This is a genomic window from Paraburkholderia sp. RL17-383-BIF-A (assembly GCF_046028015.1).
Taxonomy (GTDB): domain Bacteria; phylum Pseudomonadota; class Gammaproteobacteria; order Burkholderiales; family Burkholderiaceae; genus Paraburkholderia.
In genome coordinates this window covers 1-24,822 of sequence record NZ_JARESR010000059.1, presented here as the reverse complement: position 1 = coordinate 24,822, position 24,822 = coordinate 1, and the positions used below count along the sequence as shown (strand labels likewise).

At 63.0% G+C, this 24,822-nt stretch carries 23 protein-coding genes; 2 read left to right on the top strand and 21 right to left on the bottom strand.

What is annotated here, in order from left to right:
* Positions 1–35 precede the first annotated feature (35 nt).
* The 3 genes from P0D71_RS35300 to P0D71_RS35290 all read right to left on the bottom strand — a co-directional run bounded on the left by P0D71_RS35300 (position 36) and on the right by P0D71_RS35290 (position 3,102).
* Positions 36–758, bottom strand: coding sequence for a sulfite exporter TauE/SafE family protein (locus P0D71_RS35300; protein ID WP_091804832.1), 723 nt, complete (start codon positions 756–758; stop codon positions 36–38).
* A gap of 101 nt (positions 759–859) precedes the next feature.
* Positions 860–2,203: a hemolysin family protein gene (locus P0D71_RS35295; RefSeq protein ID WP_091809002.1), complete on the bottom strand. Its 1,344-nt coding sequence runs from the start codon at positions 2,201–2,203 to the stop codon at positions 860–862.
* Positions 2,204–2,295: 92 nt separating this feature from the next.
* Positions 2,296–3,102, bottom strand: a complete 807-nt coding sequence (locus P0D71_RS35290; RefSeq protein ID WP_408483826.1) for a sensor histidine kinase — start codon at positions 3,100–3,102, stop codon at positions 2,296–2,298.
* 188 nt (positions 3,103–3,290) lie between these two features.
* Between P0D71_RS35290 and P0D71_RS35285 the strand changes: the two genes are divergently transcribed.
* Together P0D71_RS35285 and P0D71_RS35280 are read left to right on the top strand one after the other, a co-directional pair.
* Complete coding sequence (locus P0D71_RS35285) at positions 3,291–3,632, top strand: FKBP-type peptidyl-prolyl cis-trans isomerase (protein ID WP_027803023.1); 342 nt, start codon at positions 3,291–3,293, stop codon at positions 3,630–3,632.
* 38 nt (positions 3,633–3,670) lie between these two features.
* The gene (locus tag P0D71_RS35280) at positions 3,671–4,450 is read left to right on the top strand and encodes an AraC family transcriptional regulator (protein ID WP_408483825.1); all 780 of its coding nucleotides are present in this window, start codon (positions 3,671–3,673) and stop codon (positions 4,448–4,450) included.
* Positions 4,451–4,730: 280 nt separating this feature from the next.
* On the opposite strand, the gene P0D71_RS35275 is transcribed toward P0D71_RS35280, so the two are convergent.
* The 18 genes from P0D71_RS35275 to P0D71_RS35190 all read right to left on the bottom strand — a co-directional run.
* Positions 4,731–5,921 (bottom strand): O-succinylhomoserine sulfhydrylase, encoded by a 1,191-nt coding sequence (locus P0D71_RS35275; RefSeq protein ID WP_091809005.1) that lies wholly within the window; start codon positions 5,919–5,921, stop codon positions 4,731–4,733.
* A 306-nt stretch (positions 5,922–6,227) separates the two neighbouring features.
* Positions 6,228–7,778: an amidophosphoribosyltransferase gene (purF, locus tag P0D71_RS35270; RefSeq protein ID WP_091804841.1), complete on the bottom strand. Its 1,551-nt coding sequence runs from the start codon at positions 7,776–7,778 to the stop codon at positions 6,228–6,230.
* A gap of 163 nt (positions 7,779–7,941) precedes the next feature.
* Positions 7,942–8,436, bottom strand: coding sequence for a CvpA family protein (locus tag P0D71_RS35265; RefSeq protein WP_035561040.1), 495 nt, complete (start codon positions 8,434–8,436; stop codon positions 7,942–7,944).
* A gap of 7 nt (positions 8,437–8,443) precedes the next feature.
* Positions 8,444–9,373, bottom strand: coding sequence for an SPOR domain-containing protein (locus P0D71_RS35260; protein WP_408483824.1), 930 nt, complete (start codon positions 9,371–9,373; stop codon positions 8,444–8,446).
* Positions 9,374–9,402: 29 nt separating this feature from the next.
* Complete coding sequence (gene folC, locus P0D71_RS35255; protein WP_408483823.1) at positions 9,403–10,713, bottom strand: bifunctional tetrahydrofolate synthase/dihydrofolate synthase; 1,311 nt, start codon at positions 10,711–10,713, stop codon at positions 9,403–9,405.
* 314 nt (positions 10,714–11,027) lie between these two features.
* Positions 11,028–11,900, bottom strand: a complete 873-nt coding sequence (accD, locus tag P0D71_RS35250) for an acetyl-CoA carboxylase, carboxyltransferase subunit beta (protein WP_408483822.1) — start codon at positions 11,898–11,900, stop codon at positions 11,028–11,030.
* 81 nt (positions 11,901–11,981) lie between these two features.
* Positions 11,982–12,794 (bottom strand): tryptophan synthase subunit alpha, encoded by an 813-nt coding sequence (gene trpA, locus P0D71_RS35245; protein WP_408183594.1) that lies wholly within the window; start codon positions 12,792–12,794, stop codon positions 11,982–11,984.
* A 46-nt stretch (positions 12,795–12,840) separates the two neighbouring features.
* On the bottom strand, positions 12,841–13,746 hold the full coding sequence (locus tag P0D71_RS35240; RefSeq protein WP_408483821.1) for a DNA-methyltransferase: 906 nt from the start codon (positions 13,744–13,746) through the stop codon (positions 12,841–12,843).
* An 11-nt stretch (positions 13,747–13,757) separates the two neighbouring features.
* A complete protein-coding gene (gene trpB / locus P0D71_RS35235) occupies positions 13,758–14,951 on the bottom strand; it encodes a tryptophan synthase subunit beta (protein WP_091804856.1) in 1,194 nt (397 codons plus the stop codon).
* A gap of 60 nt (positions 14,952–15,011) precedes the next feature.
* The gene (locus P0D71_RS35230; protein WP_408183588.1) at positions 15,012–15,725 is read right to left on the bottom strand and encodes a phosphoribosylanthranilate isomerase; all 714 of its coding nucleotides are present in this window, start codon (positions 15,723–15,725) and stop codon (positions 15,012–15,014) included.
* Positions 15,722–16,534 (bottom strand): tRNA pseudouridine(38-40) synthase TruA, encoded by an 813-nt coding sequence (truA, locus tag P0D71_RS35225; protein ID WP_091804862.1) that lies wholly within the window; start codon positions 16,532–16,534, stop codon positions 15,722–15,724. Before truA ends, P0D71_RS35230 begins: the two co-directional genes overlap by 4 nt.
* On the bottom strand, positions 16,531–19,191 hold the full coding sequence (locus P0D71_RS35220) for a FimV/HubP family polar landmark protein (protein ID WP_408483820.1): 2,661 nt from the start codon (positions 19,189–19,191) through the stop codon (positions 16,531–16,533). The genes truA and P0D71_RS35220 overlap by 4 nt, the downstream gene beginning before the upstream one ends.
* 139 nt (positions 19,192–19,330) lie before the next feature.
* Positions 19,331–20,452, bottom strand: coding sequence for an aspartate-semialdehyde dehydrogenase (asd, locus tag P0D71_RS35215; RefSeq protein ID WP_091804869.1), 1,122 nt, complete (start codon positions 20,450–20,452; stop codon positions 19,331–19,333).
* Between the two features lie 360 nt (positions 20,453–20,812).
* The gene (gene leuB, locus P0D71_RS35210) at positions 20,813–21,880 is read right to left on the bottom strand and encodes a 3-isopropylmalate dehydrogenase (protein ID WP_408483819.1); all 1,068 of its coding nucleotides are present in this window, start codon (positions 21,878–21,880) and stop codon (positions 20,813–20,815) included.
* Between the two features lie 71 nt (positions 21,881–21,951).
* Positions 21,952–22,605, bottom strand: a complete 654-nt coding sequence (gene leuD, locus P0D71_RS35205; protein ID WP_091804876.1) for a 3-isopropylmalate dehydratase small subunit — start codon at positions 22,603–22,605, stop codon at positions 21,952–21,954.
* An 87-nt stretch (positions 22,606–22,692) separates the two neighbouring features.
* On the bottom strand, positions 22,693–22,851 hold the full coding sequence (locus P0D71_RS35200) for an entericidin A/B family lipoprotein (protein WP_040124161.1): 159 nt from the start codon (positions 22,849–22,851) through the stop codon (positions 22,693–22,695).
* A gap of 6 nt (positions 22,852–22,857) precedes the next feature.
* Positions 22,858–24,267: a 3-isopropylmalate dehydratase large subunit gene (gene leuC / locus P0D71_RS35195; protein WP_091804879.1), complete on the bottom strand. Its 1,410-nt coding sequence runs from the start codon at positions 24,265–24,267 to the stop codon at positions 22,858–22,860.
* A 329-nt stretch (positions 24,268–24,596) separates the two neighbouring features.
* Positions 24,597–24,822 (bottom strand): citrate/2-methylcitrate synthase (locus P0D71_RS35190; RefSeq protein WP_408483818.1); only part of this gene is annotated, 226 nt, incomplete at its 5' end.

Sequence of the window (24,822 nt, the reverse complement as noted above, 5' to 3'; positions counted from 1 at the left end):
AAGCGAGCGCGATTTTCGTGGGCTGTCTGCATGGCCTAGCGCCCCGCCGCCCAAAGCAGCGACAACCCCGACGACAGCATCAACCCGTCAACTACCAGTTTGAACGTCGTGGGGCTCATCCGAACCACGATTGTCCTCGCGGCAAACGAGCCGGCCATCAACGCGGAACCGGTGATCAGGCCGTCGATCACCACGTGTAATGGCAAAGCGCCGAAATGATTGAAAACCGCGACTTTGGCGGCATAGACGGTCAGTGAGCCCGCCGCTTCGGTCGCAAGGAAAGCGCCCTTCACGAGACCATAGGACATGAAAACAGGCACCGTGATCGGGCCGGTAGACACGACGATCCCGGTGAGAAAACCCACCGCGCCACCAATCAGGGAAAGCTGCCACAACGAGAACTTGATGGCGCGCCGCGCGAGCCAACGCCGCGTGGGCACCATGGCGACAAAGAACAAGCCCAACGCAATTTCGACCGCGTGCGGCGGCAACGCGAGCAGCGTGCGCACGCCCAGTGCCGCACCCGGCACGGCGGTCACACAGTAGGCGCCGCACGCACGCCAGTCGATCTCGCGCCACCACGCGAGAACCTTGCCGAAGTTGCCCATGATTGCCGCGATCGCCATGATGGGCACTGCCTGTTGCGGACCGAACAGCATCACGAGGACAGGCATCAGCATCATCGACGAGCCGGTGCCGACCACGCCGCTCAATGTGCCGGCCAGCAATCCGACGCACAGCACCAGCAGATATCCCATGTCGCCCCCAATGGTGTGGACGCCAATTCTACCTGCGCGACGCTGCAGCGCGCTCCTTCGGATACCGCCTCGCGCTGAGTCACGGGCGGCACTATTGCGCGTTAACCGCCTTCGTCGTCGAAAGTTTTCGGATAGACGCGCACGAGCACGATACGCGGCCCTTTCATCTTCTTGACCACCACGTCGAAGCGGTCGAACTCGATTCGCTGCCCTTCGGTGGGCAGATCGTTGAGCGCCTGAATGACGAGGCCGCCGACCGATTCGGCCTTGCCTTCGTCGATGTCGATGCCCAACGCACGTTCCAGCGACACCACCGGCAAGCTGCCCTTGCCCATCAAGGTGCCGTCGTCCATGCGGGTCCAGTCGGCGTCGCCCTGACGGAATTCGTCGTGGATCTGGCCGACCAGTGCACCTAGCAGATTGTCGAGTGTCAGAAAACCGATCGGCTTCTCGCGCTTATGGCCGACCAGCGCGAAGTGCGGCGCGCCCTTGCGGAAGCGTCGAAACAGTTCGAGCGCCGGCAAATCCGGCGTGACGTACTGCACCGGGCGCGCGTATTTGGAGAGATCGTCGAGCGTGCTGCCCGCGTGGCGGGCCAACAGCAAGTCCTTCAAATGGATCATGCCGGCCACGCGTTCGCCGGATGCGTCTTCGAACAGCGGATAGCGGCTGAAGCGGTGCCGCGCCACCACCTGCATGTTTTCGCGCAACGGCAGATCACGGCGCAGGCCGATCATCTCGTAGGCCGGACGCATGAGGTCCGATACGGTCATACGCGAAAAATCCAGCGAGTGCGCGATCGTGTTCCACTCGTCCTGGCTGTAGGCGCCGTCCGGCGAACCCAACTCAGTCGCGACGTTGGCGCGCCGGCCGCGCAGGATAAGCTTGAGTTCGTCGGTCGAATAGTGCGAGTCGTGGCCGTGATCGGCGTCGAGCCCGGCCAGTTTGAGCACGGCGTTGGCGCTCGTATTGAGCACCCAGATCGCCGGATACATGGCCCAATAAAAGCCGTACAGCGGCGTGGCGGCCCATAGCGAGACCTTCTCCGCCTCGCGAATCGCCAGCGACTTCGGCGCGAGTTCGCCCACCACGATGTGCAGGAACGAAATGCACGAGAACGCGAAGAAGAGCGAGATGCCGTGGATCAGTTTCTCCGACTCGACGCCGAGAAGGCTGAAAACCGGCGTGAGCAATTCCGCGAACGCGGGCTCGCCGATCCAGCCAAGCCCGAGTGACGCCAGCGTGATGCCGAGCTGACATGCGGAGAGGTAAGCGTCGAGGCGTCCGTGCACCTTGCCCAGCAGACGTCCGCGCATGCCGTGTTTGGTGGCAAGGCTTTGCACGCGCGTCTGCCGCAGTTTGACGAGACCGAATTCAGCGGCAACAAAGAAACCGTTGAGGGCGACGAGAAACAACGCACCGATAAGGGCGACAACCTGGATCAAAGCGAAAGGCTCCGGCAACAAAAGTTGTCAGTATAGAGGGTGAAAGCTCGGTGAAAACTTTTCGCGCGGAGCACGCAGCTATGTCGAACCGCTCATTTCGCAGCCGTTGCGTGCAGCGGGACGCGCAGCGCGAGCGTGGCCGTGGTGCCGTCGGTCGCGTCGCCTTGCTCGAAACTGCCGCCGTGCGCTTCCGCAATGCGCTTGCACAGCGCGAGCACCCACGCGATCCGCTTCGCTTCGCGCGGCTCGCGCGCCTGCTTGCGGGCAAACGCTTCGAGGACATGCGGCAAGGAGGGATCTTCCAACGCGGCGCTGTTGGTTTCGTAGGCGACGCTAGCGTGCCATGCGCTCGTATCCGCTTTCGTGACCAGCGTGACCGTGGCGCCTTCCGCGCTCGTTTCGACCGCGAACGTGAGCATTAGCCATAGCGCAGCCGCGAGGCGCTCGCGGTCGCCATTGAGCTGCTGGGTGGCAAGTTGCGAATCGACCGTGACTTCCACGCCGCGCGCGCGAGCGAGGCCCGAGCGGACTTCTTCGGCGGTCTCATCGAGTAACGGATGCAGGGAAAATGGCGCGTAGGCAAGCGCCAGGGATTTGGTTTCGGCGCGCGTGGCGTCCACGATCGTCTCGAGCAGCTTGACCTGCTGGTCCACGCCATTACGAATGCCGGTGACGGCGCGTTGCGCGTTGGGGTCGTTCGCGTCGAGCTTGCGCTCCAGCACGTAGGCCCAGCTATGAATGGCATTCAATGGACCACGCAGGTCGTGCGACACCAGTGACAACACATGGTCACGCATGAACAGCGCGGTTTCAGCGCGCAGATGCGCGGTGCGTTCGGAGACGGCGAAGCCGGAAGGCACCAGCTTTGCGCCAGCATTTCCGGTTGAAGACGTTGTCACGATCGAGCCCTCTCAGGCGGTGCATGATGATTGAAAGAAGCCCCATTATAGGCACGCGATCCGGCGCGATCAGCTTGGCCGGACGACCAGTGTTCACGCAATCCGCGTGCCACGCGGCATTCCTGGGCGACGCGACGTCAACACGCCTACAATGTCGGTTTTTACGTTTTTGATCTAAGGAGCGACACATGTCGACCGTGACTACCGAATCCGGTTTGAAGTACGAAGACATCGTTGAAGGCACCGGCGCCGAGGCAGTGGCCGGCAAGACCGTCAGCGTTCACTACACCGGCTGGCTGACCGATGGTCAGAAGTTCGATTCGAGCAAGGACCGCAACGACCCATTCGCTTTCGTGCTGGGCGGCGGCATGGTCATCAAGGGCTGGGACGAAGGCGTGCAAGGCATGAAGGTCGGCGGCACCCGCAAGCTGACCATCCCGCCGCAACTCGGCTACGGCGTGCGCGGGGCAGGCGGCGTGATTCCGCCGAATGCGACGCTCGTATTCGAAGTCGAACTGCTCGGCGTCTAAGTTTTTTCGCCGTTCTGTTGCCGCGCACCGTCTCGTCTATGAGTCACGCCGCCGTTACCGCACCTAGCGTTTCATTGCGCCGCTACGGCGCAATCGAAGCGTCGGACGTGCACGATTTTCATCAGGTCGTGCTGGGACTCGACGGCGCGATGGTAATGGCGGTAGACGGCGTCGCGCACCAGATCGACGCCGGCTCCGCGTGGCTCATCCCGGCAGGCGCGCGACACGATTACGCGGGCATCGGCGAGAACCGGCAATTGGTTCTGGACTTGCCGGCGTCGTCGCTCGCTGTGCCGGAACGGCTGTTCGACCGCGCGCGGGCCGTCACGGTCGACGCCTCGCTGACGCAGCTTGTACATCGCATCGCCGCGCACGCCACCGGCGGCGCTCAAGGCGACGATCTGGACACACGACGTTTTCATTGGGACGCAGCAGCACGCCTCGGCGCCGCGCTAGTGGCCGACGCGGGCACGACGGCGGGCGCCCAGGCGGCCGGCGCCGGTCTCGACTTTGCGCGTATTGACCGCTGGTTGCGCGCGCATCTGTCAGAACCTGTGCGGATCGCCGACCTTGCCGCCCATTGCGGGTTCGGTATGCGGCGCTTTCATCAGCTTTTTATCGAGGCCTTCGGCGAAACGCCGCATCGCTATTTGCAGCGTCTGCGTCTGGATACGTCGCTCACATTGCTCGCCGATCCGCGCCTTTCGTTGACCGATATCGCGTTGGATATCGGCTTCGGCGATCAGAGCGCGTATACGCACGCGTTCACGCGGCGTTTCGGGCTGGCGCCCGGTCAATGGCGCGCGTTGCGCCATTGAGTTTTTAGCGCGGTGGAGTTTGCTGCGCCGGGTTCTGCAGCGTGGCGTCTTAGCGCGCTGGGTCTTCACGCGTGGCGGCGTACCGCGTTGAGTCTTAGCGCGACGAGTCTTACTGCGCCGGGTCTTACCGCGCTAAGTTCTACTGCGCTGAGTTCTACTGCGCTGAGTTTCAACACACTGAGCCTCACCACACCGAGTCTCAGCGCGCCTATTCACTGTGCGAGCCGCCCGGCAGAGCGGCCCGCTTGTCCCGCATCGAGCTTTACGCTCACATCTTCGTTCAACCCGCCAGACCGCGCTCCAGATCGCCCCGGATATCGCCGGCGTTTTCCAGACCGACCGCCAGACGGATCAAACCTTCGCTGATACCGGCCGCCGCGCGCGCTTCCGGCGTCACACGACCGTGCGTGGTCGTCGCCGGATGCGTGATGGTGGTACGCGTATCGCCGAGGTTGCCGGTGATCGAGCAGATCTTCGTGTTGTCGATCACTCGCCATGCATTCGCGCGCATCTGCTCGGGCGTGTCGCCCTTCAGTTCGAACGACAGGATCGCGCCGCCCGCCTTCTGCTGACGCATGGCCAGCGCGTGCTGCGGATGCGACTCCAGCCCCGGATAGAACACACGATTCACAGCCGGATGCGTCTCCAGCCAGCGCGCAATTTCGAGTGCATTCGCCGACTGCTTTTCAACGCGCAGCGACAGCGTTTCCATGCCTTTGAGCAGCACCCACGCGTTGAACGCGGAGAGCGTCGGCCCGGCGCTACGCACGAACGGAAACACCTTTTCCATGATGAACTGCTTCGAGCCCACCAGCGCGCCGCCCAGCACACGGCCCTGACCGTCGAGGAACTTGGTGGCCGAATGCATCACGACGTCCGCGCCGAGCTTCAGCGGCTGTTGCAAGGCCGGGCTGCAGAAGCAGTTATCGACCACGAAAATCGCGTTCGACGCCTTGGCGATCTTGCTGATCGCTTCGATGTCGGCGACTTCGGTCAGCGGATTCGACGGCGTTTCGAGGAAGAACATCTTCGTCTCCGGGCGCACGGCGTTCTTCCATGCGTCCAGATCGGTCGGATCGACGAACGTTGTCGTGATGCCGAACTTGCTGAAGATCTGCGAGAACATGCCGAGCGTCGAGCCGAACAGCGCCTGCGAGCTCACCAGATGGTCGCCCGCCTGCAACGCCGACATCACCACGGACATGATCGCGGCCATGCCCGACGCCGTCGCCATGCAGGCCTCGCCGCCTTCGAGCGCGGCCAGGCGATCCTGGAACATCGAGACGGTCGGATTCGTGAAGCGCGAATAGGTGTAGTTGTCTTCGGAATTCTTGAATTTTTCGGCGGCGTCCGCGGCACTCGCGAACACGAAGCTCGAGGTCAGGAAAATCGCTTCCGAATGTTCGTTGAAGTCGCTGCGCACCGTGCCCGAGCGGACTGCCAGCGTATCGAAGTTCAGGGAGTCGTCCATGTTGGTTCTGGTTTCCAATGTTCCATGGCTGCGTTCGGCGTGTGCGTCCCACGTACGGGAGACGCTCGTGCTACCGAACGGCAGCGACAAAAAAACCCGCTTTTGCGTCGGCATAAGCGGGCTTCATGTGCGGGGGAAAGCTGGAGCGGAGGTAGATGAATGCGGCTTGTCCACCATTCGCTTTAGCTGTTTCGGGTTGCCCCGCGTCCGCAAGCTGAGTTCAAATCGACGCAAGCCATCATGCTAACACGCTCGCGACGTGGCGTGCAGCGTGCCACGCCGCGAGCGGCATCGTTCAGGTCGCGTTCAACCCACCGACAGTTGCAGATGCAGTTGCGAACGGGCCGGCGCGCCGCCGTCGATCGCTTCGCTCGCGGCGTCGCGATCCGACTGCGACGACGGCGCGAGACGCGCGGTCTCGATGCGGTCGAGGTACTCGGTAGTGACGTCGCCGGTCACGTAGTTGCCGTCGAAACACGACGCTTCGAATTCCTTCAGCGCCGGGTTGATGTCGCGCACCGCTTGCTTCAACGCATCGACGTCCTGATAAACGAGATGGTCCGCGCCAATCATGCGCGCGACTTCGTCGTCCGAGCGGCCGTGGGCGACCAGTTCACCGCGCGTGGGCATGTCGATGCCGTAGACGTTCGGGAACTTCACCGGCGGCGCCGCCGAAGCGAAGATCACCTTGTTCGCGCCGGCGTCGCGCGCCATCTGCACGATTTCGTGCGACGTGGTGCCGCGCACGATCGAGTCGTCGACGATCAGCACGTTCTTGCCCTTGAATTCGATGCCCATGGCGTTCAGCTTCTGGCGCACCGACTTCTTGCGCACAGCCTGGCCCGGCATGATGAAGGTACGGCCGACGTAACGGTTCTTGAAGAAGCCTTCACGGTATTCCACGCCCAGCTTCTTCGCGACCTGCATCGCGGCCGGACGGGACGAATCGGGAATCGGCATCACGACGTCGATTGGAACGTCAGGCAGTTCGCGCTTGATCTTCTCCGCGAGGTAGTCGCCCATGCGCAGGCGCACGTTGTAGACCGGCACGCCGTCGAGCACCGAGTCCGGACGCGCGAGATACACGAGTTCGAAAATGCACGGGTTCAGGCTCGGGTTCGTCGCGCATTGCTGCGAGTGCAGATTACCTTCGATGTCGATGAAAACCGCTTCGCCCGGCGCCACGTCGCGCACGAATTCAAAGCCGATACCTTCGATCGCCACCGATTCCGACGCGAGGATCCACTCGACGCCTTCGGCCGTTTCCTGCTTGCCGAGGCACAGCGGGCGGATGCCGAACGGGTCACGGAAACCCAGCAGGCCGTAGCCCGCGATCAGCGACACGATTGCGTACGAACCGCGCACCCGGCGATGCACGCCCGACACGGCGTTGAACAGCGCGGCCGGATCGAGTTGCAGGCCCGAGCTGGAGAGCTGCAGTTCGTGCGCGAGCACGTTGAGCATCACTTCCGTGTCGGAATTGGTATTGATGTGGCGGCGATCGATGCGGAACATCTCATCTTTCAGCTGCTGCCAGTTGGTCAGATTGCCGTTGTGCGCGAGGATGATGCCGAACGGCGCGTTCACGTAGAACGGCTGGGCTTCTTCTTCGCTCGACGCGGAACCAGCGGTCGGGTAGCGGACCTGGCCGATACCGGTCGTGCCGGGCAGGCTGCGCATGTTGCGCGTGCGGAACACGTCGCGCACCATGCCGTTAGCCTTGTGCATGTGGAAATTGCTGCCGTTCGCTGTCGCGATGCCGGCGGCGTCCTGACCGCGATGCTGCAGAAGCAGCAGGCTGTCATAGATCAGCTGATTGACCGGAGAGTGGGAAACTACGCCTACGATGCCGCACATGGCATGTCCTTCAAAGGTACGAAATTCGTCATGGCGACCGCTGCCTGCAACGGAGTCCCCGAGGGGACCTGCTTCGGGGCGTATGCAAGTTACGCGACCGAACGTAACGGCAGCCGGTTTGCGCCGGAGTCCTGCTGCGTTTCCCTCATCACTCGCCTGATCGTCACACTCGGACGTAGGCAGCAAGCGTCTCGGGAAGCAGCGGTTTCATTACGTGCACGCCCTCGACCGCATAGGGCCGAAGCAAGGCGTTGCGCCAGAATTCCTGTTGGGGCAGTTCGGTCAAGCCAGCCAGGGCGACCAGAATCAGCACCAGAATGACCCCGCGCACGAGGCCGAACATCAAACCGAGCGAGCGGTCCACGCCGCTCAAGCCGGTTGCCTGCACGATGCGGCTCAAGAGGGCGTTCAGCACGCTCGCCACCAGCACCACACCGATCACCACCAGCGCGAACGCCAGCAGCCACTGGGTCAACGCGCCGCCCGGCCAAGTAGACGGGATAAACGGCACGACGTAACCGACAAAGCGGCAAGCAATGAAAAATGCCGCGATCCAGCCGATCAACCCGAATATCTCGGACAAAAACCCGCGCCATGTGCCGCGCAACGCCGACAAACCGATCACCGCCATTACAGCGTAGTCGAAGGCAGTGAACATCGCCGACTTACTGTGCGGCGCCGCTGTTCGCGCCCGACATCAAGCCGGCCTCGCGAACCTTTGCAATGGCGGCGCTCGCCGCTGCACGGTCGGCGAACGGGCCGGCCCGCAGTAACGTAAGCGTGGAGCCGTCTGCCTGCTTCCGATGTTCGGTATATGTGGGCACACCTGCCGCTTTCAACTTGGCAGCCCAGTTTCGCGCGTTGGCGTCGTTCGCGAACGCGCCGAGTTGCACGGCGAAACGGCTGCCAGCCGGCGAGGCCGGCGTGCCGGAATTCGCGTCCGCGCTGGCGGCCGTGTTCGTGTCGTCGGAACTCGTGGCCTGAGCGGTCGGCGCCGGAACGGTCGCGGCGTTATGCGTAACCGGAGGCTTGGCCGGCTTGGCTGGCGCTGCGGGCGCCGCCGGCGTGGTGTTGGCAGCAACGGACGGCGCCTGCGGTTTCGTCGCCGGCTTGACCGCGGAGGCTGCCGCTGCGTTTGCTTCCGCGCTCGATTGTTTCGTGACGCCAGGTTGGGCTTGCTTGGCTGCTGCCGTGGCCGGCGCGAGACCGGATGCGGCGATTGCTGAGTCTGGCGTGGGATTGTCGGGTGCTACACCGGCCTGCGTGGCTTCCTCGGCTTTGGCGAGCTTCGGCGCGGGACGGCTTGGAATGTCGATGGAGATGTCGTCTGTGACGGGCTTGGGGTGCGAATCCAGCACCATCGGCAAGATGACGACCGCGGCCACGACCATTGCGATCGCGCCCACCAGGCGGCGACGCGCACGCTGCTTTTCCGGCAACGTAGGGTCGAGCAGCATCGCATCGGCGTCGACGGTGCGCTCCGTGCGGCGGGTTCGCCGCTCCACGCGCTCGCCACGGGCGGCCCGGGTGGAACTGGTATTTGCGCCGCGCCGGTTGGGCGCGTCGTCTTTCTTGCCGAACGAGAAAATTCCCATGAATCGCTTGGTTCGAGCCTGGCGCCCGTTCAGTGTTGCTGCGATTTACGGTAGGCCATGACGCCTGCTACCGTATAGAAACTGCCGAAAACCACGATTCTATCATTCTCTGACGCTCGTTTTAGCGCGTCTTGGAAAGCCTCTGCTGGTGTGGCGTAGCGCGTCACGCTGCTGTCGGCGCCCTCGCCCACGCACTGCTCGCGCAATGCCGTTTCGAGCTCTTCCGCTGACGCCGCCCGCGGCGTCGGCAAATCGGTCACGCACCAATGGTCGATTTCGCCTTTCAGGTGCGCCAATACGCCGGCTATGTCCTTGTCGCGCATTGCGCCGAACACCGCGTACGTGTACGGGAAGAAGCCCATGTTCCCGAGGTTTTGCGTCAGCACGGCGGCCGCGTGCGGATTGTGACCGACATCGAGCACAATGGCAGGTTTGCCCGGCAGCACCTGGAAACGCCCGGGCAGTTCTACATTCGCAAGGCCGAGGCGGATGTCCTGGGCCGACACCGGCAAGCGGTCACGCAGCGCTTCGAGACCGGCAAGCGCCGCTGACGTGTTGATCAACTGATTCGCGCCGCGCAGCGCCGGATAGGCCAGCGCCGAACGCCGCATGGTCGGGCCGACGTAGCTCCATTGCTGGCGTTCGCTGCCTGCCTGGCCTTCGTATCGAAAATCGCGGCCGAACAGCCACAATTCCGCGCCGATTTTTTCAGCGTAATCGATCAGCGATTGCGGCGGCACCGGGTCCGCGCAGATCGCCGGCTTGCCCGGCCGGAAAATGCCGGCTTTTTCGAAGGCAATTTTCTCTCGCGTATCGCCGAGATAGTCCGTGTGATCGATATCGATGCTGGTGATGATCGCGCAATCCGTATCGAGGATATTGACCGCGTCGAGACGGCCGCCCAGGCCGACTTCGAAAATCACCGCATCCAGGCCGCGCGAAGCGAACAGGCTCATGATCGCCAACGTCGTGAATTCGAAGTAGGTCAGCGTGACCGGTTCGGCGAGGCTCAGCCGCGCCGTTTCGACGGCCTCGAAGTGCGGCAGCAGATCCGCGTCGCTGGCCATTTCGCCGTTCACCCGCGCGCGTTCGTTAAACGACAGCAGATGCGGTGACGTGTGGCAGCCGACCGTGAACCCAGCGCGCAGCAGAATGGATTCGAGGATCGCGCACGTGGAACCCTTGCCATTCGTGCCGCCGACCGTGATGACCGGGCACGCGAACGACAATTGCATCGCGTCACGCACCTGGGTGATGCGGGCCAGACCCATGTCGATGCCGACCGGATGCGCGGATTCGAGGTGCGTGAGCCACGCGTCGAGGGTGGGGAATGTGGTCATCGGGTGAATCGCGAGTGAATCGATTTGGCAGTATTGCGAATGTGCGCCGCGAGCGGTCGGCTGCGGCTGCGGCTGCGGCTGCGGCTGCGGCTGCGGCTGCGGCTGCGGCCAGAGCCTAGTCTCTGGGGCGGTTTATGCGCGGAAACTCACCGCCTCCGCCGGCCTTCGTCGGCAACCGGCGCTGCGTTGCGAGACCGTGATTATCCCGGAAATGACAGCGCGCCGCTTGATCCCTCACGCGGCGCGCTATTTTTACTGCTTTTTTTGACGGCGGGCGCGCTCGACAAAGCGCGCCACTCCACCGCGCAGCCGGCTTACGCCACCGCGTCAGCCGGCTGATGGCTCAACAGCGCCATCAATTGAGCGATTTCTTCACGCAGCTTGCGGCGGTCGACGATCATGTCGATCGCGCCCTTCGTGAGCAGGAACTCGGCGCGCTGGAAACCTTCCGGCAGCTTCTCGCGCACGGTTTGTTCAATCACGCGCGGGCCGGCAAAGCCGATCAGCGCCTTCGGCTCTGCGATCACCACGTCGCCGAGAAACGCGAAACTGGCCGACACGCCGCCCATGGTCGGATCGGTCAGCACGGAGATGAACGGCAGCTTGGCTTCGGCGAGCTTGGTCAGCATGGCCGTGGTCTTCGCCATTTGCATCAGCGACAACAGGCTTTCCTGCATCCGCGCGCCGCCCGATGCGGTAAAGCAGATGAACGGCACCTTCTGTTCGAGCGCGTTATGCGCGCCGCGCGCGAAGCGCTCGCCGACCACCGAGCCCATCGAGCCGCCCATGAACGAGAACTCGAAGCAGGCCACCACCACCGGCAGCGTATGAATCGCACCGCCCATGACGACCATTGCGTCGGTTTCGTCGGTGTCGTCCATGGCTTCTTTCAGACGATCCGGATACTTGCGGCTGTCTTTGAACTTGAGCGCGTCGACCGGGACGATTTCCTGGCCGATTTCGTAGCGACCTTCCGGATCGAGCAGGCCGTCGAGCCGCTCACGCGCGCCGATGCGCATGTGATGATCGCACTTCGGGCAAACGTGCAGATTGGCCTCGACGTCGTTGCGGTACAGCACCGCTTCGCACGACGGGCACTTGATCCACAGGCCTTCCGGAATCCCCTTGCGGTTCTTCGGGTCGGTTTGCTTGATTTTCGGCGGCAGCAGTTTATCGAGCCAGCTCATATTGAATCCTTCTGGGGTCTACGATCGCGCAAACGGCGGGACAAGCCCGCCGCTCACACTACAGAAGACAAAAATTAACTGTTATCGGGCAGTCGCGATGCTATCCAGCGCCTCGCGCACCTCGGCGACGAAGCGCGTGAGCGTCTCGGCGGCGGTGTCGGGCGCCGCTTGTTCCAGCAATTGCACGATACGGCTGCCGATCACGACGGCATCGGAAACTTCGGCCACCGAACGCGCGGTTTGCGCGTCGCGAATGCCGAAACCGACGCCCACCGGCAAGGGGACGCGCGACTTGATGGCCGGGATTTTACTCGCGATGCTGGAAACGTCCAGATTCGCCGCTCCGGTCACCCCTTTCAACGACACATAATAGACGTAGCCGCTGGCAATTTTGCCGACTTCCGCGATACGCTCGTCGGTGGACGTGGGCGCAAGGAGGAAAATCGGATCGATGCCGGCAGATCGCATCTGTTCGGCGAAGTTAGCACACTCTTCGGGCGGGTAGTCGACAACCAGCACGCCGTCCACGCCAGCTTCCTTGGCGGCCTTTGCGAAAGCCTCGGCGCCCATGCGCTCGATCGGATTCGCGTAGCCCATCAGCACGACGGGCGTCGTGTCATTGGTTTCGCGGAAGCGTTTGACGTCGGCGATCACGCGGCGCAGCGTCACACCGTGCGCCAATGCGCGCTCCGACGACTGCTGGATCACCGGGCCATCGGCCATCGGGTCGGAAAACGGCACGCCGAGTTCGATCACATCCGCGCCGCCGGCGGCGAGCGCATGCATGAATTCGACCGTACGGGCAGGATCCGGGTCGCCGGCCGTCATAAACGGAATCAGGCCTTTCTTGCCTTGGGCGGACAGCGCAGCAAACGTGTTCTTGATACGGGACATGGAATATTCTCGAATTGAGTTACCGCGCAGCGTGCTCATTGCACGCTCATTGCACTTCGGTCTGCCGTTGAGTTTTGGCTTTGACCCGGCGCGCCACCGGCGGAGCGGCAGCAGCGCTGACACGCTCACGCGCGATCGCGCAGTAACTTTCATTGATCTCATAGCCGACGAATTCGCGCTGCTGACGGGCGCAAGCGACTGCGGTGGTGCCGCTGCCCATGAAAGGGTCGAGCACGCGGCCGCCCTTCGGACAACTTGCCAGCACCATCCGCTCGACAATTTCCAGAGGCTTCTGGGTGGGATGCGCGACGCGCTCGGCATGTTGCCGATGCAGACGCGAAACCGACCAGACATCCTTTGGATTATAGCCAACCTCAAGCCACTTACTGCCTTCGAACAATTTACGCGAACGCGCCTTCTTCGTGGCGGCATCGTACGGGATGCGGACGGGATCGAGATCGAAGAAGTAATCCTTCGATACCGCGAAAAAGCCGATGTTGTCGTGCACCGAGGTAAAACGGCGCACCGTTCCGCCCATGCTCGGCACACGCCGGTCCCAGATGATTTCATTGATCATCGTGAGTTTTGTCTTCAGGAAGCTGAAGATTTCCGGCGCGTACTGCCACGTGCAGAAAATGTAGAGCGAACCCGACGGCTTGAGCTTCGGAATAGCCAGCTCGAGCCAGCCACGCGTCCAGGCGAGAAAGTCTTCGCCCGTACGCATGTCGGAGTCGTTGCCGTAATCCTTGCCGAGCCCATAAGGCGGATCGCACAGGATCAGGTCGATCGACCCGTCGGGAATGTTCGCTACATCGGACAGAAAATCGCGGTTCAACAGCTGAATGCCGGCGGGCACCTGCGGCAACAGCAGTGCAGGCGCCTCGGCCGCCGGTGCATCGGCGGCCGGCGTGGTTTCAATTGCCGGCTGCGGCTCGTCGAACTCGTCACGCATCGTCGCGGCGCTCAGAACTGAATGCCCGATCGCTCAGCGACCGTATGCATGTCCTTGTCGCCGCGACCCGACAGATTGACCAGAAGGTATTTATCCTTTGGCAGCGTCGGCGCGAGTTTTGCGGCATAGGCCAGCGCATGACTGGATTCCAGCGCCGGAATAATGCCCTCGATGCGGCAGCAGTCGTGAAACGCTTTGAGCGCTTCTTCGTCGGTGATGCCGACATATTCCGCGCGTTTGCTCTCTTTTAACCACGCGTGCTCCGGACCGACGCCCGGATAATCGAGGCCCGCCGACACCGAATGCGTCTCGATGATCTGCCCGTCTTCATCCTGAAGCAGGTAGGTGCGGTTGCCGTGCAGCACGCCGGGGCTTCCGCCGATCAGCGAAGCAGCGTGGCGGCCGGTTTCGATGCCGTCGCCAGCCGCTTCCACGCCGATCAATTTCACCGATGTGTCGTCAATATACGGGTAAAAGATACCCATAGCGTTCGAACCGCCGCCAACACACGCGATCACGGCGTCCGGCTGACGGCCGACCAATGCAGGCATTTGAACCTTGCATTCATCGCCGATCACGCGCTGGAAGTCGCGCACCATCATCGGATACGGGTGCGGACCTGCCACCGTGCCGATAATGTAGAACGTGTCTTCGACGTTCGTCACCCAGTCGCGCATGGCTTCGTTCAACGCGTCTTTCAGCGTGCGCGAGCCGGATTCGACTGGCACGACGGTCGCGCCGAGCAGTTTCATACGGTAGACGTTGGCCGCCTGGCGGCGCACGTCTTCGACACCCATGTAGACGACGCATTCCATGCCGAAACGCGCGGCGATGGTGGCCGTGGCCACGCCGTGCTGACCGGCGCCGGTTTCCGCGATCACGCGCGGTTTGCCCATGCGCTTGGCGAGCAGCGCCTGGCCGATCACGTTGTTGATCTTGTGCGCACCGGTGTGATTCAGATCCTCACGCTTGAAGAATATCTGCGCGCCGCCGAGCATCTCGCTCCAGCGCTGTGCGTGGTAAATCGGCGACGGACGGCCAACAAAATACTTCAGTTCGCGCTCGTATTCGGCGACGAAGTCGGGGTCTTTCTGATATTTCTCGTAGGCTTCACGCAATTCGTCGAGCGCGTGAACCAGCGTTTCAGCGACGAACGAGCCGCCAAACTGGCCGAAATGGCCTCTTTCGTCAGGCAAGTTATACATGGTGATCACTCTTCTCAGTGTGGCGCGCGGCTCTCGTGCGAGAGCATCGCGGCGCCGGAATCATTCAGCGTCCGCTGCGCGCACTGCGCGTACGAACGCCGCCATCCGGGCGTGATCTTTCACGCCCTTGGCGCCCGGCGTTTCGATGCCGCTCGAGACATCGACCGCGTACGGGCGCACGCGATGGATCGCATCACTGACGTTTTGCGCGCTCAACCCACCACTCAAAACGGCCCGACGCGCGAGCCCTGCTGGAATAAGTGACCAATCGAAGACCTTCCCGCCGCCGCCGTATCCTTCGACATGGGTGTCGAACAGAAGGCCGCTGGCTGCTGAATAGCTAAGAGCCGATTTTACCAAATCGGCCGGCTGAGTATCCGCCGCAACGCGTAACGCACGCAACCAAGGCAAACCCGCAACGCCGGCAAGCGATTCGCACTGCTCCGCGGTCTCGTCGCCGTGAAACTGCAAGAGCGTGAGCCCGACGTTGCTCACCACTTCGCGAATCCAGTCCGGCGTAGCGTTGACGAACAGGCCGACCACCGAGACGAACGGCGGCACGTCGTGCACCAGCTCGACGGCCTGCGCGACGCTGACCGAACGCGGGCTCGGCGGGTAAAACACGAGGCCGATCGCATCGGCGCCGAGGTTGATCGCGTGGGCCACGTCTTCCGGCTTCGACAGGCCGCACAGCTTGATGCGCGTGCGATGCGGCATGGCCTGCTGGTCCACACCGGTATTGGATTCGTTCGCGAAGTTTTCAGTTGATTTCATGTTTGCGCCTGCTCGGTCCATACGGTACTCCACGGCACGCTGCCCGTCTGCGGCGCGGGCACGGCGAATTGCTCAGGATAGCCCACCTGCGCCAGATACAAGCCGTCGGGCATGAAGGTCGGTGCGGCGACCTCGCGATCGCGGCTCGCCAATACCTCGGCCATCCATTCAACCGGGCGACGGCCACGGCCAATGTAGACGAGACAGCCCATCAGGTTGCGCACCATATGGTGCAGGAACGCGTTCGCCCGAAAACGGAAATGGACGAAGTCGCCCTGCTGCTGCACGTCGATCTGATACAGATGCTTGACCGGCGTTTTCGACTGGCATTGCGACGAGCGGAACGCCGAAAAGTCGTGCTCGCCGATCAGATGAGCGGCGGCGGCCCGCATCGCGTCGACGTCGAGCGCCGCATGCAGCCAGCCGGCGCGCGTCGCCAGCATCGGCGAGCGCACCGGATGGACGTAAAGCACGTAGTAATAGGTCCGCTCGAATGCCGAGAAACGTGCGTGGAACTCGTCGGGCATCGGCTTGGCCCACTGCACCGAGATCGTCTTCGGCAGAAACGAGTTGGTGCCGCGAACCCAGGACACGTCCGCGCGGTCGAGTTCGGTATCGAAATGCACGACCTGGCCGAGGCCATGCACTCCTGTATCGGTGCGGCCCGCAACCACGGTGGGCACCGGCGTCTGCGCGAACTCGCGCAGCGCCCGTTCGAGCTCGTCCTGGACGGTGTTGCCGTGCGGTTGTGACTGCCAACCGCAGAATGCCGAACCGTCGTACTGGACGCCTAGAGCGATACGCTTCACGACAACGGGGCGAGCGTCGAGAGCAACGCGCGGGCCTCGGTGCGCGTACCCGGATCGTTCGTCTCGATCACTTCGTTGATGAGCGCGCGCGCGCCGGACAGGTCGCCGAGTTCGATGTACTCGGCAGCCAGATCGAGCTTGTTGCGGGCGATGCGGGTGAGATCGGCCGGCGTAAATGCCGGCAACGGCTCGGCCGGGCTGGGCGGCAACTCGAGGTCGAAATCGAGCTTCAGCGCGCCGAAGCCGGACGCACCGAAGCCGGCGCCGAAACCGGCGCCCAAGCCGGCGACGGACGCGTGACCTGCGGTACCGGCTGCAATCTCATCGGCGACGTGCGGTGTGTCGTCCGGGTGGTGCTCGGCGGCGGACTGTTTCGCCGTGGCTTCCGGCGATGCCACCGGTTGCGTCGACAGCGAAGCGGGTGCATGCACGCGGTCAGCGGATGACTCGACGCGCGGTGGCAACGGCATGTCGAGGCTGCCGAAAGCATCGACGGCGTCGCGCGGAAACTCAGCCGGCACCGACGGCGCGTGCTCAGTCTGCGCCGATTGATGCAGTTCGACCGACGGTTCCTGCGGTTCGGCGGGCACATCGTCCCATTGCAAACGATGAACGGGTTCCTCGTGCGGGAAGGCTTCGTCGAGGGGCTCGGGCGGCGCCAGCGGCAGAGCCTCGGCGCCGAGTTCCGCGGCGGCGGCAAGGCTCGCGGCCATGGTCGCGTCATCGAAGTGATCGAGCGGGGGCGCAGGAAGGGGTTCGGGCGCGAAATCGCTTTGAGCGGACGGCGCGCTGTTCGGCTCGACGTGCGCGGATTCGGCGGATGCGGATGTTGTGTCGTGTTCGTGCCAGACGTGCTGGGGTGCGGCAGGGTCTTGTGCGGGTGCCGCTGCGTGGCTGGTGGATGCGTGGCTCGATGCGGATTGTTCAGTTGCTGCGCGGTCTGCCGCTGCGTGTTCCGCTGCTGCGTGTTCGGCTGCTGCATGTTCGGCTGCTGCGTGTTCGGCTGCTGCGTGTTCGGCTGCCGCTTGTTCGGCTGCCACTTGTTCGGCCGCCGCTTGTTCCGCCGCTGCTTGTTCTGCCGCCGCCGGTTCTGCGGCTGCATGCTCTGCGGCTGCATGCTCTGCGGCTGCATGCTCTGCGGCTACACGTTCTGCTGGGGCCTGTTTTGCGGCTGCGGGCTCTGCCGCGGTCTGCTCTGCGGTCGCACGTTCCGCCGCGGCCTGTTCTGCGGCCACACGCTCCGCCGCGTCCTTTTCTGCGGCCACACGTTCCGCCGCAGCCTTTTCTGCGGCTGCGCGTGCCAACGCCTGCTCTTCCGCCTCCCGCGCCGCCGCCCGGCGAATTTCCGCGTCGCGTTCTGCTGCCACTCGCTCCGCCATCTCACGCGCCGCCGCGTCACCTTCCGCGGCCTCACGTTCAGTCGCCGCCAGCGCCGCCGCATTTCGGGCCGCCACCTCGTCGTTCGCGTCCGGCGTTTCGTGTACCGAAGTCTGCGCGCGCGTCTCAATAACCTCCTGCGGGCCCACTGACCGCCCGGACGCCGCAAAATCGCTCCCCTCCGACGCAGCTTCAGCCGCCGCGGCGCGCTCGCGCTTCCGGCGCCCCATACGCAACGCCGCGAGCAGCGCAACCAGCGCCGCACCAACCGCAGCCGCCACGCTCAGTTCCGTCTGCGACATGCCGACATCCTTCGACGTCGAAGCTGCCGGCGTAGCGGCGTGACCAGGGGCAGCCGCCACCGAGGACGCACCGGGTGCCGACGGCGCGACGCCAGTCGACGCGCCGCCCTTAACAGCCGGCGTACCGCCAATGCCATGCTTCTGCAATTCCATCAGCACGCGGTTTTTCAATGCGAGCAATTGCTGCAAACTCGAGACTTGCACACGCGGCTGCGAAGCCGGTTGTGCGGTGCTCGCCGCGCCAATTGTTCCGGCACCGGCCGCCGAGGCGCCTTCAACAGGCTCGCTAGCTGAGGGCTGAATCGAGCCGGTCCATTCATGAGCGGTGCTGGCCGGCAATACTGCTGCCTGCGATCCGGCGATCGGCGCAGAGGAAGCCGTACCGCCCGCCGTCGCAGAGCTTGCCTCGGCAACTGCACTGGCCGGCGCCGACACGGCAGGAGTGGCTGTCGTCGCAGACACGGCAGGGACGGCTGGCGTCGCCGCGCTTGACGGCGCTGCATTGACCTGCGCGACGCCGCTCGCCGTAGCTGTGCTCGGTGCCGAAGCAGGCGCAGCTGCTGCAGAACCAGCAGACGCAACACCCGCCGACGACGCAGCCAGCGCCCCCGAGGCGTCCAGCGCCGGCACCGTCAACACCGCACCCACGCGCATCCGGCTCGGATCATGGCTCATGAAGGCGTTAGGATTCGCCTCGAACAACGCGCGCGAGGCGCGTGCGAGGGTCGCCCGGTCGTGCGACTGCGTGACGGCAATCGCCACGTCGTTCAGCGACTGCCCTGGACGAACCGTGAATTGACCACCGTTCGCGTAGGAAACGGAGGCCGCGTCCGGCGCGCTCGCGGCGTCGCCCGGCGCAGCGAGCGCGCTGCCCACGGCGGCGGGACCCAGCGCGAGAGCCAAAGCGGCGGCGGCCGTCAGTCGGCGCGCACCTTGATGAACGAACATAGCCCGAAGGGATGAGAGTCGAAGGTTCATCGGGACTCCTGGCGCGTCAGCGCGCAGCCCTTTTTTGCGGTTGGAGAGAGACAAGATAATCGGAGCACACAATGAAAAAAGCGCCGCGCAAGCGCGACGCTTCTTGAGTTTTCTACGCGTCGTGAGCGCGTAGTTTACTTTACTTGTCGAGCACAATGCGAAGCATGCGACGCAGCGGTTCCGCAGCACCCCACAGCAGCTGATCCCCGACCGTGAAAGCCGACAGATATTCGCCGCCCATTGCCAGTTTGCGCACGCGGCCGACCGGCACCGTCAGCGTGCCCGTCACGACCGCCGGGGACAGATCGCGCATCGACGCTTCACGCTCGTTCGGCACCACCTTGACCCAGTCGTTGCCCGACGCCAGGATGCTGTTCACTTCGTCCAGCGGCACGTCCTTGTTCAGCTTGATGGTCAGCGCCTGCGAGTGGCAACGCATTGCGCCGATCCGCACGCACAGGCCGTCGACCGGAATCGAACCGGGCGTGCCCATGGCCGGCTTGCCGAGAATCTTGTTGGTTTCAGCGCCGCCCTTCCACTCTTCTTTCGACATGCCGTTGCCGAGATCCTTGTCGATCCACGGAATCAGCGAGCCGGCGAGCGGCACGCCGAAGTTGTCGGTCGGCATGCGGTCGCTGTTCATCGCGGCGAGCACGCGGCGGTCGATGTCGAGAATCGCCGACGACGGATCAGCCAGATCTTCCTTGGCCGCACCGTACAGCGTGCCCATTTGCTGCAGCAGCTCGCGCATGTTTTGCGCGCCCGCGCCCGAAGCGGCCTGATACGTCATGGCCGTCATCCAGTCGACGAGGTTTTCGCGGAACAGGCCGCCGAGCGCCATTAGCATCAGGCTGACCGTGCAATTGCCGCCGATAAAATTCTTCTGGCCCTTGACCAGCGCGTTCTTGATCACGTCGAGGTTGACCGGATCGAGAATGATGACCGCGTCGTCCTTCATGCGCAGCGACGAAGCCGCGTCGATCCAGTAACCGTTCCAGCCCGCCGCGCGCAGCTTCGGGAACACTTCGTTCGTGTAATCGCCGCCCTGGCAGGAGATGATCGCTTCGCACTTCTTCAGGTCTTCGATGCTTGTCGCATCTTTGAGCTTGGTCTCGTTTTTGGCGAACGACGGCGCGTTGCCGCCCGCGTTGCTGGTGCTGAAAAACACCGGTTCGATAAGATCGAAATCGCCTTCCTGCTGCATACGTTGCATCAGGACGCTGCCGACCATGCCGCGCCAACCTACGAGACCTACGTTCATGACTTCATACCCTTCGAATGGAAACTTCCCCGCATCTTTGCCCGCAGTGACCGCGCGGGGAAGATGAGCGGGCACGACGGACGATCAGCGCTTCGTGATCGTTTTCGGGGTAATCGTTTTAATGGAAGCTTTGGCGGTAATGGCGAGCTCAACCACACGGGCCGTTTTGCCGTGCAGTGTCGAAATCGAGGAGATTTGAGCTGTGTGCGCCATCGCTACAATATACACGAAAACCGGAATCTGGCGACGTCAATGTCCGCCGCTGTCGCCCGTATTACGCGCGAATCGGCCTCATTCGAGGCCAATTCGCGTTTTAAAGGCCGTTTGACGACCTGACTACTGCTTGCTTCGCGCGCTTTTTTACAGTGCTGCGACGACCGCGTCGCCCATGGCAACCGTGCCGACCTGCTTGCAACCCGGCGTGAGAATGTCGCCGGTGCGGAAACCTTGTTCGAGCACCTTTTTCACGGCGTTTTCGATGCGATCGGCTTGCTCGGCCTTGTTCAACGAATAGCGCAGCATCATGGCAGCCGACAGAATGGTGGCCAGCGGATTCGCGACACCCTTGCCGGCGATGTCCGGTGCCGAACCATGCGACGGCTCGTACAAGCCCTTGTTGTTCTTGTCGAGCGAGGCCGACGGCAGCATGCCGATCGAGCCCGTGAGCATGGCCGCTTCGTCGGAGAGAATGTCGCCGAACATGTTGCCGGTAACAACCACGTCAAACGCCTTCGGCGCCTTGACCAACTGCATGGCCGCGTTGTCCACGTACATGTGCGACAGTTCGACGTCCGCGTATTCCTTCGAAACGTCGATCATCACATCACGCCAGAACTGCGACGTTTCAAGCACGTTCGCCTTGTCCACGCTGGTCAGCTTCTTCTGACGCTTTTGCGCTGCCTGAAACGCAACGTGCGCAATGCGGCGCACCTCGGGTTCCGAATAACGCATCGTGTCGAAACCTTCCTTGGCGCCTTCAAACAGGCCGTCGGGCGACGAACGCACGCCGCGCGGCGCGCCGAAATAGATGTCGCCGTTCAGCTCGCGCACGATCAGGATGTCGAGGCCCGAAACAATCTCTTCTTTCAGCGACGATGCGCCGGTGAGCTGCGGATAGCAGATTGCCGGGCGGAAGTTCGCGAACAGTTGCAGGTGTTTGCGCAGACCGAGAATGGCCTGCTCCGGGCGCAGCGCGCGTTCGAGCGAGTCGTACTTCCAGTCGCCAACGGCGCCGAACAGGATCGCGTCGGCTTCTTTTGCCAGCGCCAGCGTCGAATCAGGCAGCGGATGGCCCTTCGCTTCGTAGCCCGCGCCGCCAACCGGCGCTTCTTCGAGTTCGAATTTCTCGCCGAGTACATCCAGGACCTTGACGGCTTCCTTGACGATTTCGGGACCAATGCCGTCGCCCGGCAACACTGCGATCTTCATGCGAATTCCTTGAGATTTTCTTCGAGACTTTTGAGCTTGAATCCGTAAGCGGGCGCTACGCCCTTACGTCTTCAACCGACGATTCGGTGCGCGAGCCACGGCTGCTTCGCGATCCGCTCTGCTTCGAACTGGCGAATCTTGTCCGCGTGGCGCAGCGTGAGGCCGATGTCGTCGAAGCCGTTCAGCAGGCAGTACTTGCGGAATGCCGCGACTTCGAACGGATACTCCGTGCCGCCGTCCGACGTGCGCACGACTTGCGCTTCGAGATCGACCGTCAGCTTGAAGCCGTTGAACGCATACGTTTCGTTGAACAGGTGATCGACTTGCTGTTCGGTCAGCACGATCGGCAACACGCCGTTCTTGAAGCAGTTGTTATAGAAAATGTCGGCGAAGCTCGGCGCGATCAGCGCGCGAAAACCGTATTGCTCCAATGCCCACGGCGCGTGCTCGCGCGAGCTGCCGCAGCCGAAGTTCTTACGCGCCAGCAGCACCGAAGCGCCTTGATAACGCGGCTGGTTCAGCACGAAATCCGGGTTCAGCGGACGCTTCGAATTGTCCTGACCCGGCTCGCCGTGGTCGAGGTAGCGCCATTCGTCGAATGCGTTCGGGCCGAAACCCGTGCGCTTGATCGACTTCAGGAATTGCTTCGGAATGATCGCGTCCGTGTCGACGTTCTCGCGATCGAGCGGCGCCACGACGCCGGTGTGTACGATGAATTTATCCATGACGCTTGGCACCTGTTTCAAGACCGGGCGATGCGCGCGGCGGCCGCAAAGCCGCTCGGCGCATGGCCGGCAAAAATCAAAAACCGCTTATTTATCAGCGTGATTGCTGATCGAATTGCCGAGGTGCGACATGTCCTCGCCGAATCCGTGCACCGTGTTGCAACCGGCTAGACCGAGCAAAAGCCCAGCCAGGGAACCGAGCGCGAAGCGACGCAATAGAGTGGTGCGATTCATGTTCTTCATCATGCGTGTTTATCCAAGCTTGCGAATATCGACGAAATGCCCTTCGATGGCGGCGGCCGCAGCCATCGCGGGGCTCACGAGGTGGGTACGCCCACCGGCGCCCTGACGACCTTCGAAATTACGATTCGACGTGGACGCACAACGCTCACCCGGCTCCAACCGGTCGGCGTTCATGGCGAGACACATCGAGCAACCTGGTTCACGCCATTCGAACCCGGCGTCGGTAAAGACCTTGTCGAGGCCTTCACGTTCCGCCTGTGCCTTCACGAGACCCGAACCCGGCACGACCATGGCCAGACGGATGTTCGGCGCCACGCGGCGGCCCAGTTTCTTCACGACGTAAGCCGCGGCGCGAATGTCTTCAATACGCGCGTTGGTGCACGACCCGATGAAGATTTTATCCGGCTTGATCGATTCGATCGGCGCATTCGGTTCGAGCGCCATGTATTTCAGCGCGCGCTCCATGGCGTCGCGCTTGACCGGATCTTTTTCACGGTCCGGATCCGGCACGCGGCCGTCTACGGCCGTGACCATTTCCGGCGACGTGCCCCACGTGACTTGCGGCACGATATCCGCGGCGTTCAGTTCGACCACGCGATCGAAGTGCGCGCCTTCGTCCGTCTTGAACTGCTTCCAATACTCGACCGCGTGATCCCACTCCACGCCTTCCGGCGAGAACGGGCGGCCTTTCAGATACTCGATGGTGGTGTCGTCGACCGCGACCATGCCGGCGCGCGCGCCTGCCTCGATCGCCATGTTGCAGACGGTCATGCGGCCTTCCATGGAAAGCGCGCGGATGGTCGAGCCGCCGAATTCGATCGCGTAGCCGGTGCCGCCTGCCGTGCCGATCTTGCCGATGATGGCGAGCACGATGTCTTTCGCAGTACAGCCGCGCGGCAGCGCGCCTTCTACCTTCACCAGCATGTTCTTGCTCTTTTTCTGCAAGAGCGTTTGCGTGGCCAGCACGTGCTCGACTTCCGACGTGCCGATGCCGTGCGCGAGCGCACCGAACGCGCCGTGCGTGGACGTGTGCGAATCGCCGCAGACGATCGTCATGCCCGGCAGCGTGGCGCCCTGCTCCGGCCCGATGATGTGCACGATGCCCTGGCGCAGATCGTTCATCTTGAACTGCGTGATGCCGTAGGCGTCGCAGTTCGAATCGAGCGTGTCGACTTGCAGCTTGGAAACCGGATCGGCAATGCCGTGGCTGCGGTCTGTGGTCGGCACGTTGTGGTCCGATACCGCCAGGTTCGCGCTAATGCGCCACACCGGACGCTCAGCCAGCTTCAGACCTTCGAACGCCTGAGGGCTGGTGACTTCGTGCAGCAGGTGACGGTCGATATAGAGAATCGTCGTACCGTCTTCTTCCGAGTGGACCACGTGTGTGTTCCACAATTTGTCGTAGAGAGTCTGTGCCATGGTATGCGGGGTAGTAATGACTGCGGGCTGACCGTGTCGGTCGATTATGCCACGCAGAATCCCGCTTTGGGCCGCTCAATCAGGAAGAAAACCGATAAAAAACAGGGAGTTGGGTGGTAGTGCCGATACCTGTATCGACGTTACCCGGCACGCCTGCGCGCGCTTGCAGCTTGCTGCACCGCCGCGTGATCTCATGCTCGAACGCGCGAAATCGAATCTGAAAACAAAATGCCCCGGCGGGAAAACCCGTCGGGGCATTTCTTATCAACCACATTCCGCGTCAGCTCGCAGCAGAACCGACTACTGGGAACGATGCGGACTTAAACCAATCAACGTTGCGCGATCGGCTTGGCTTCACGTTGCGTGTCGCCGATGAACAGCTGACGCGGACGGCCAATCTTCTGTTCAGGATCAGCGATCATTTCGTTCCACTGCGCAATCCAGCCGACCGTACGCGCCATCGCGAAGATACACGTGAACATCGAGGTCGGGATGCCCAGCGCGCGCTGCACGATGCCCGAGTAGAAGTCGACGTTCGGGTACAGCTTGCGCGAC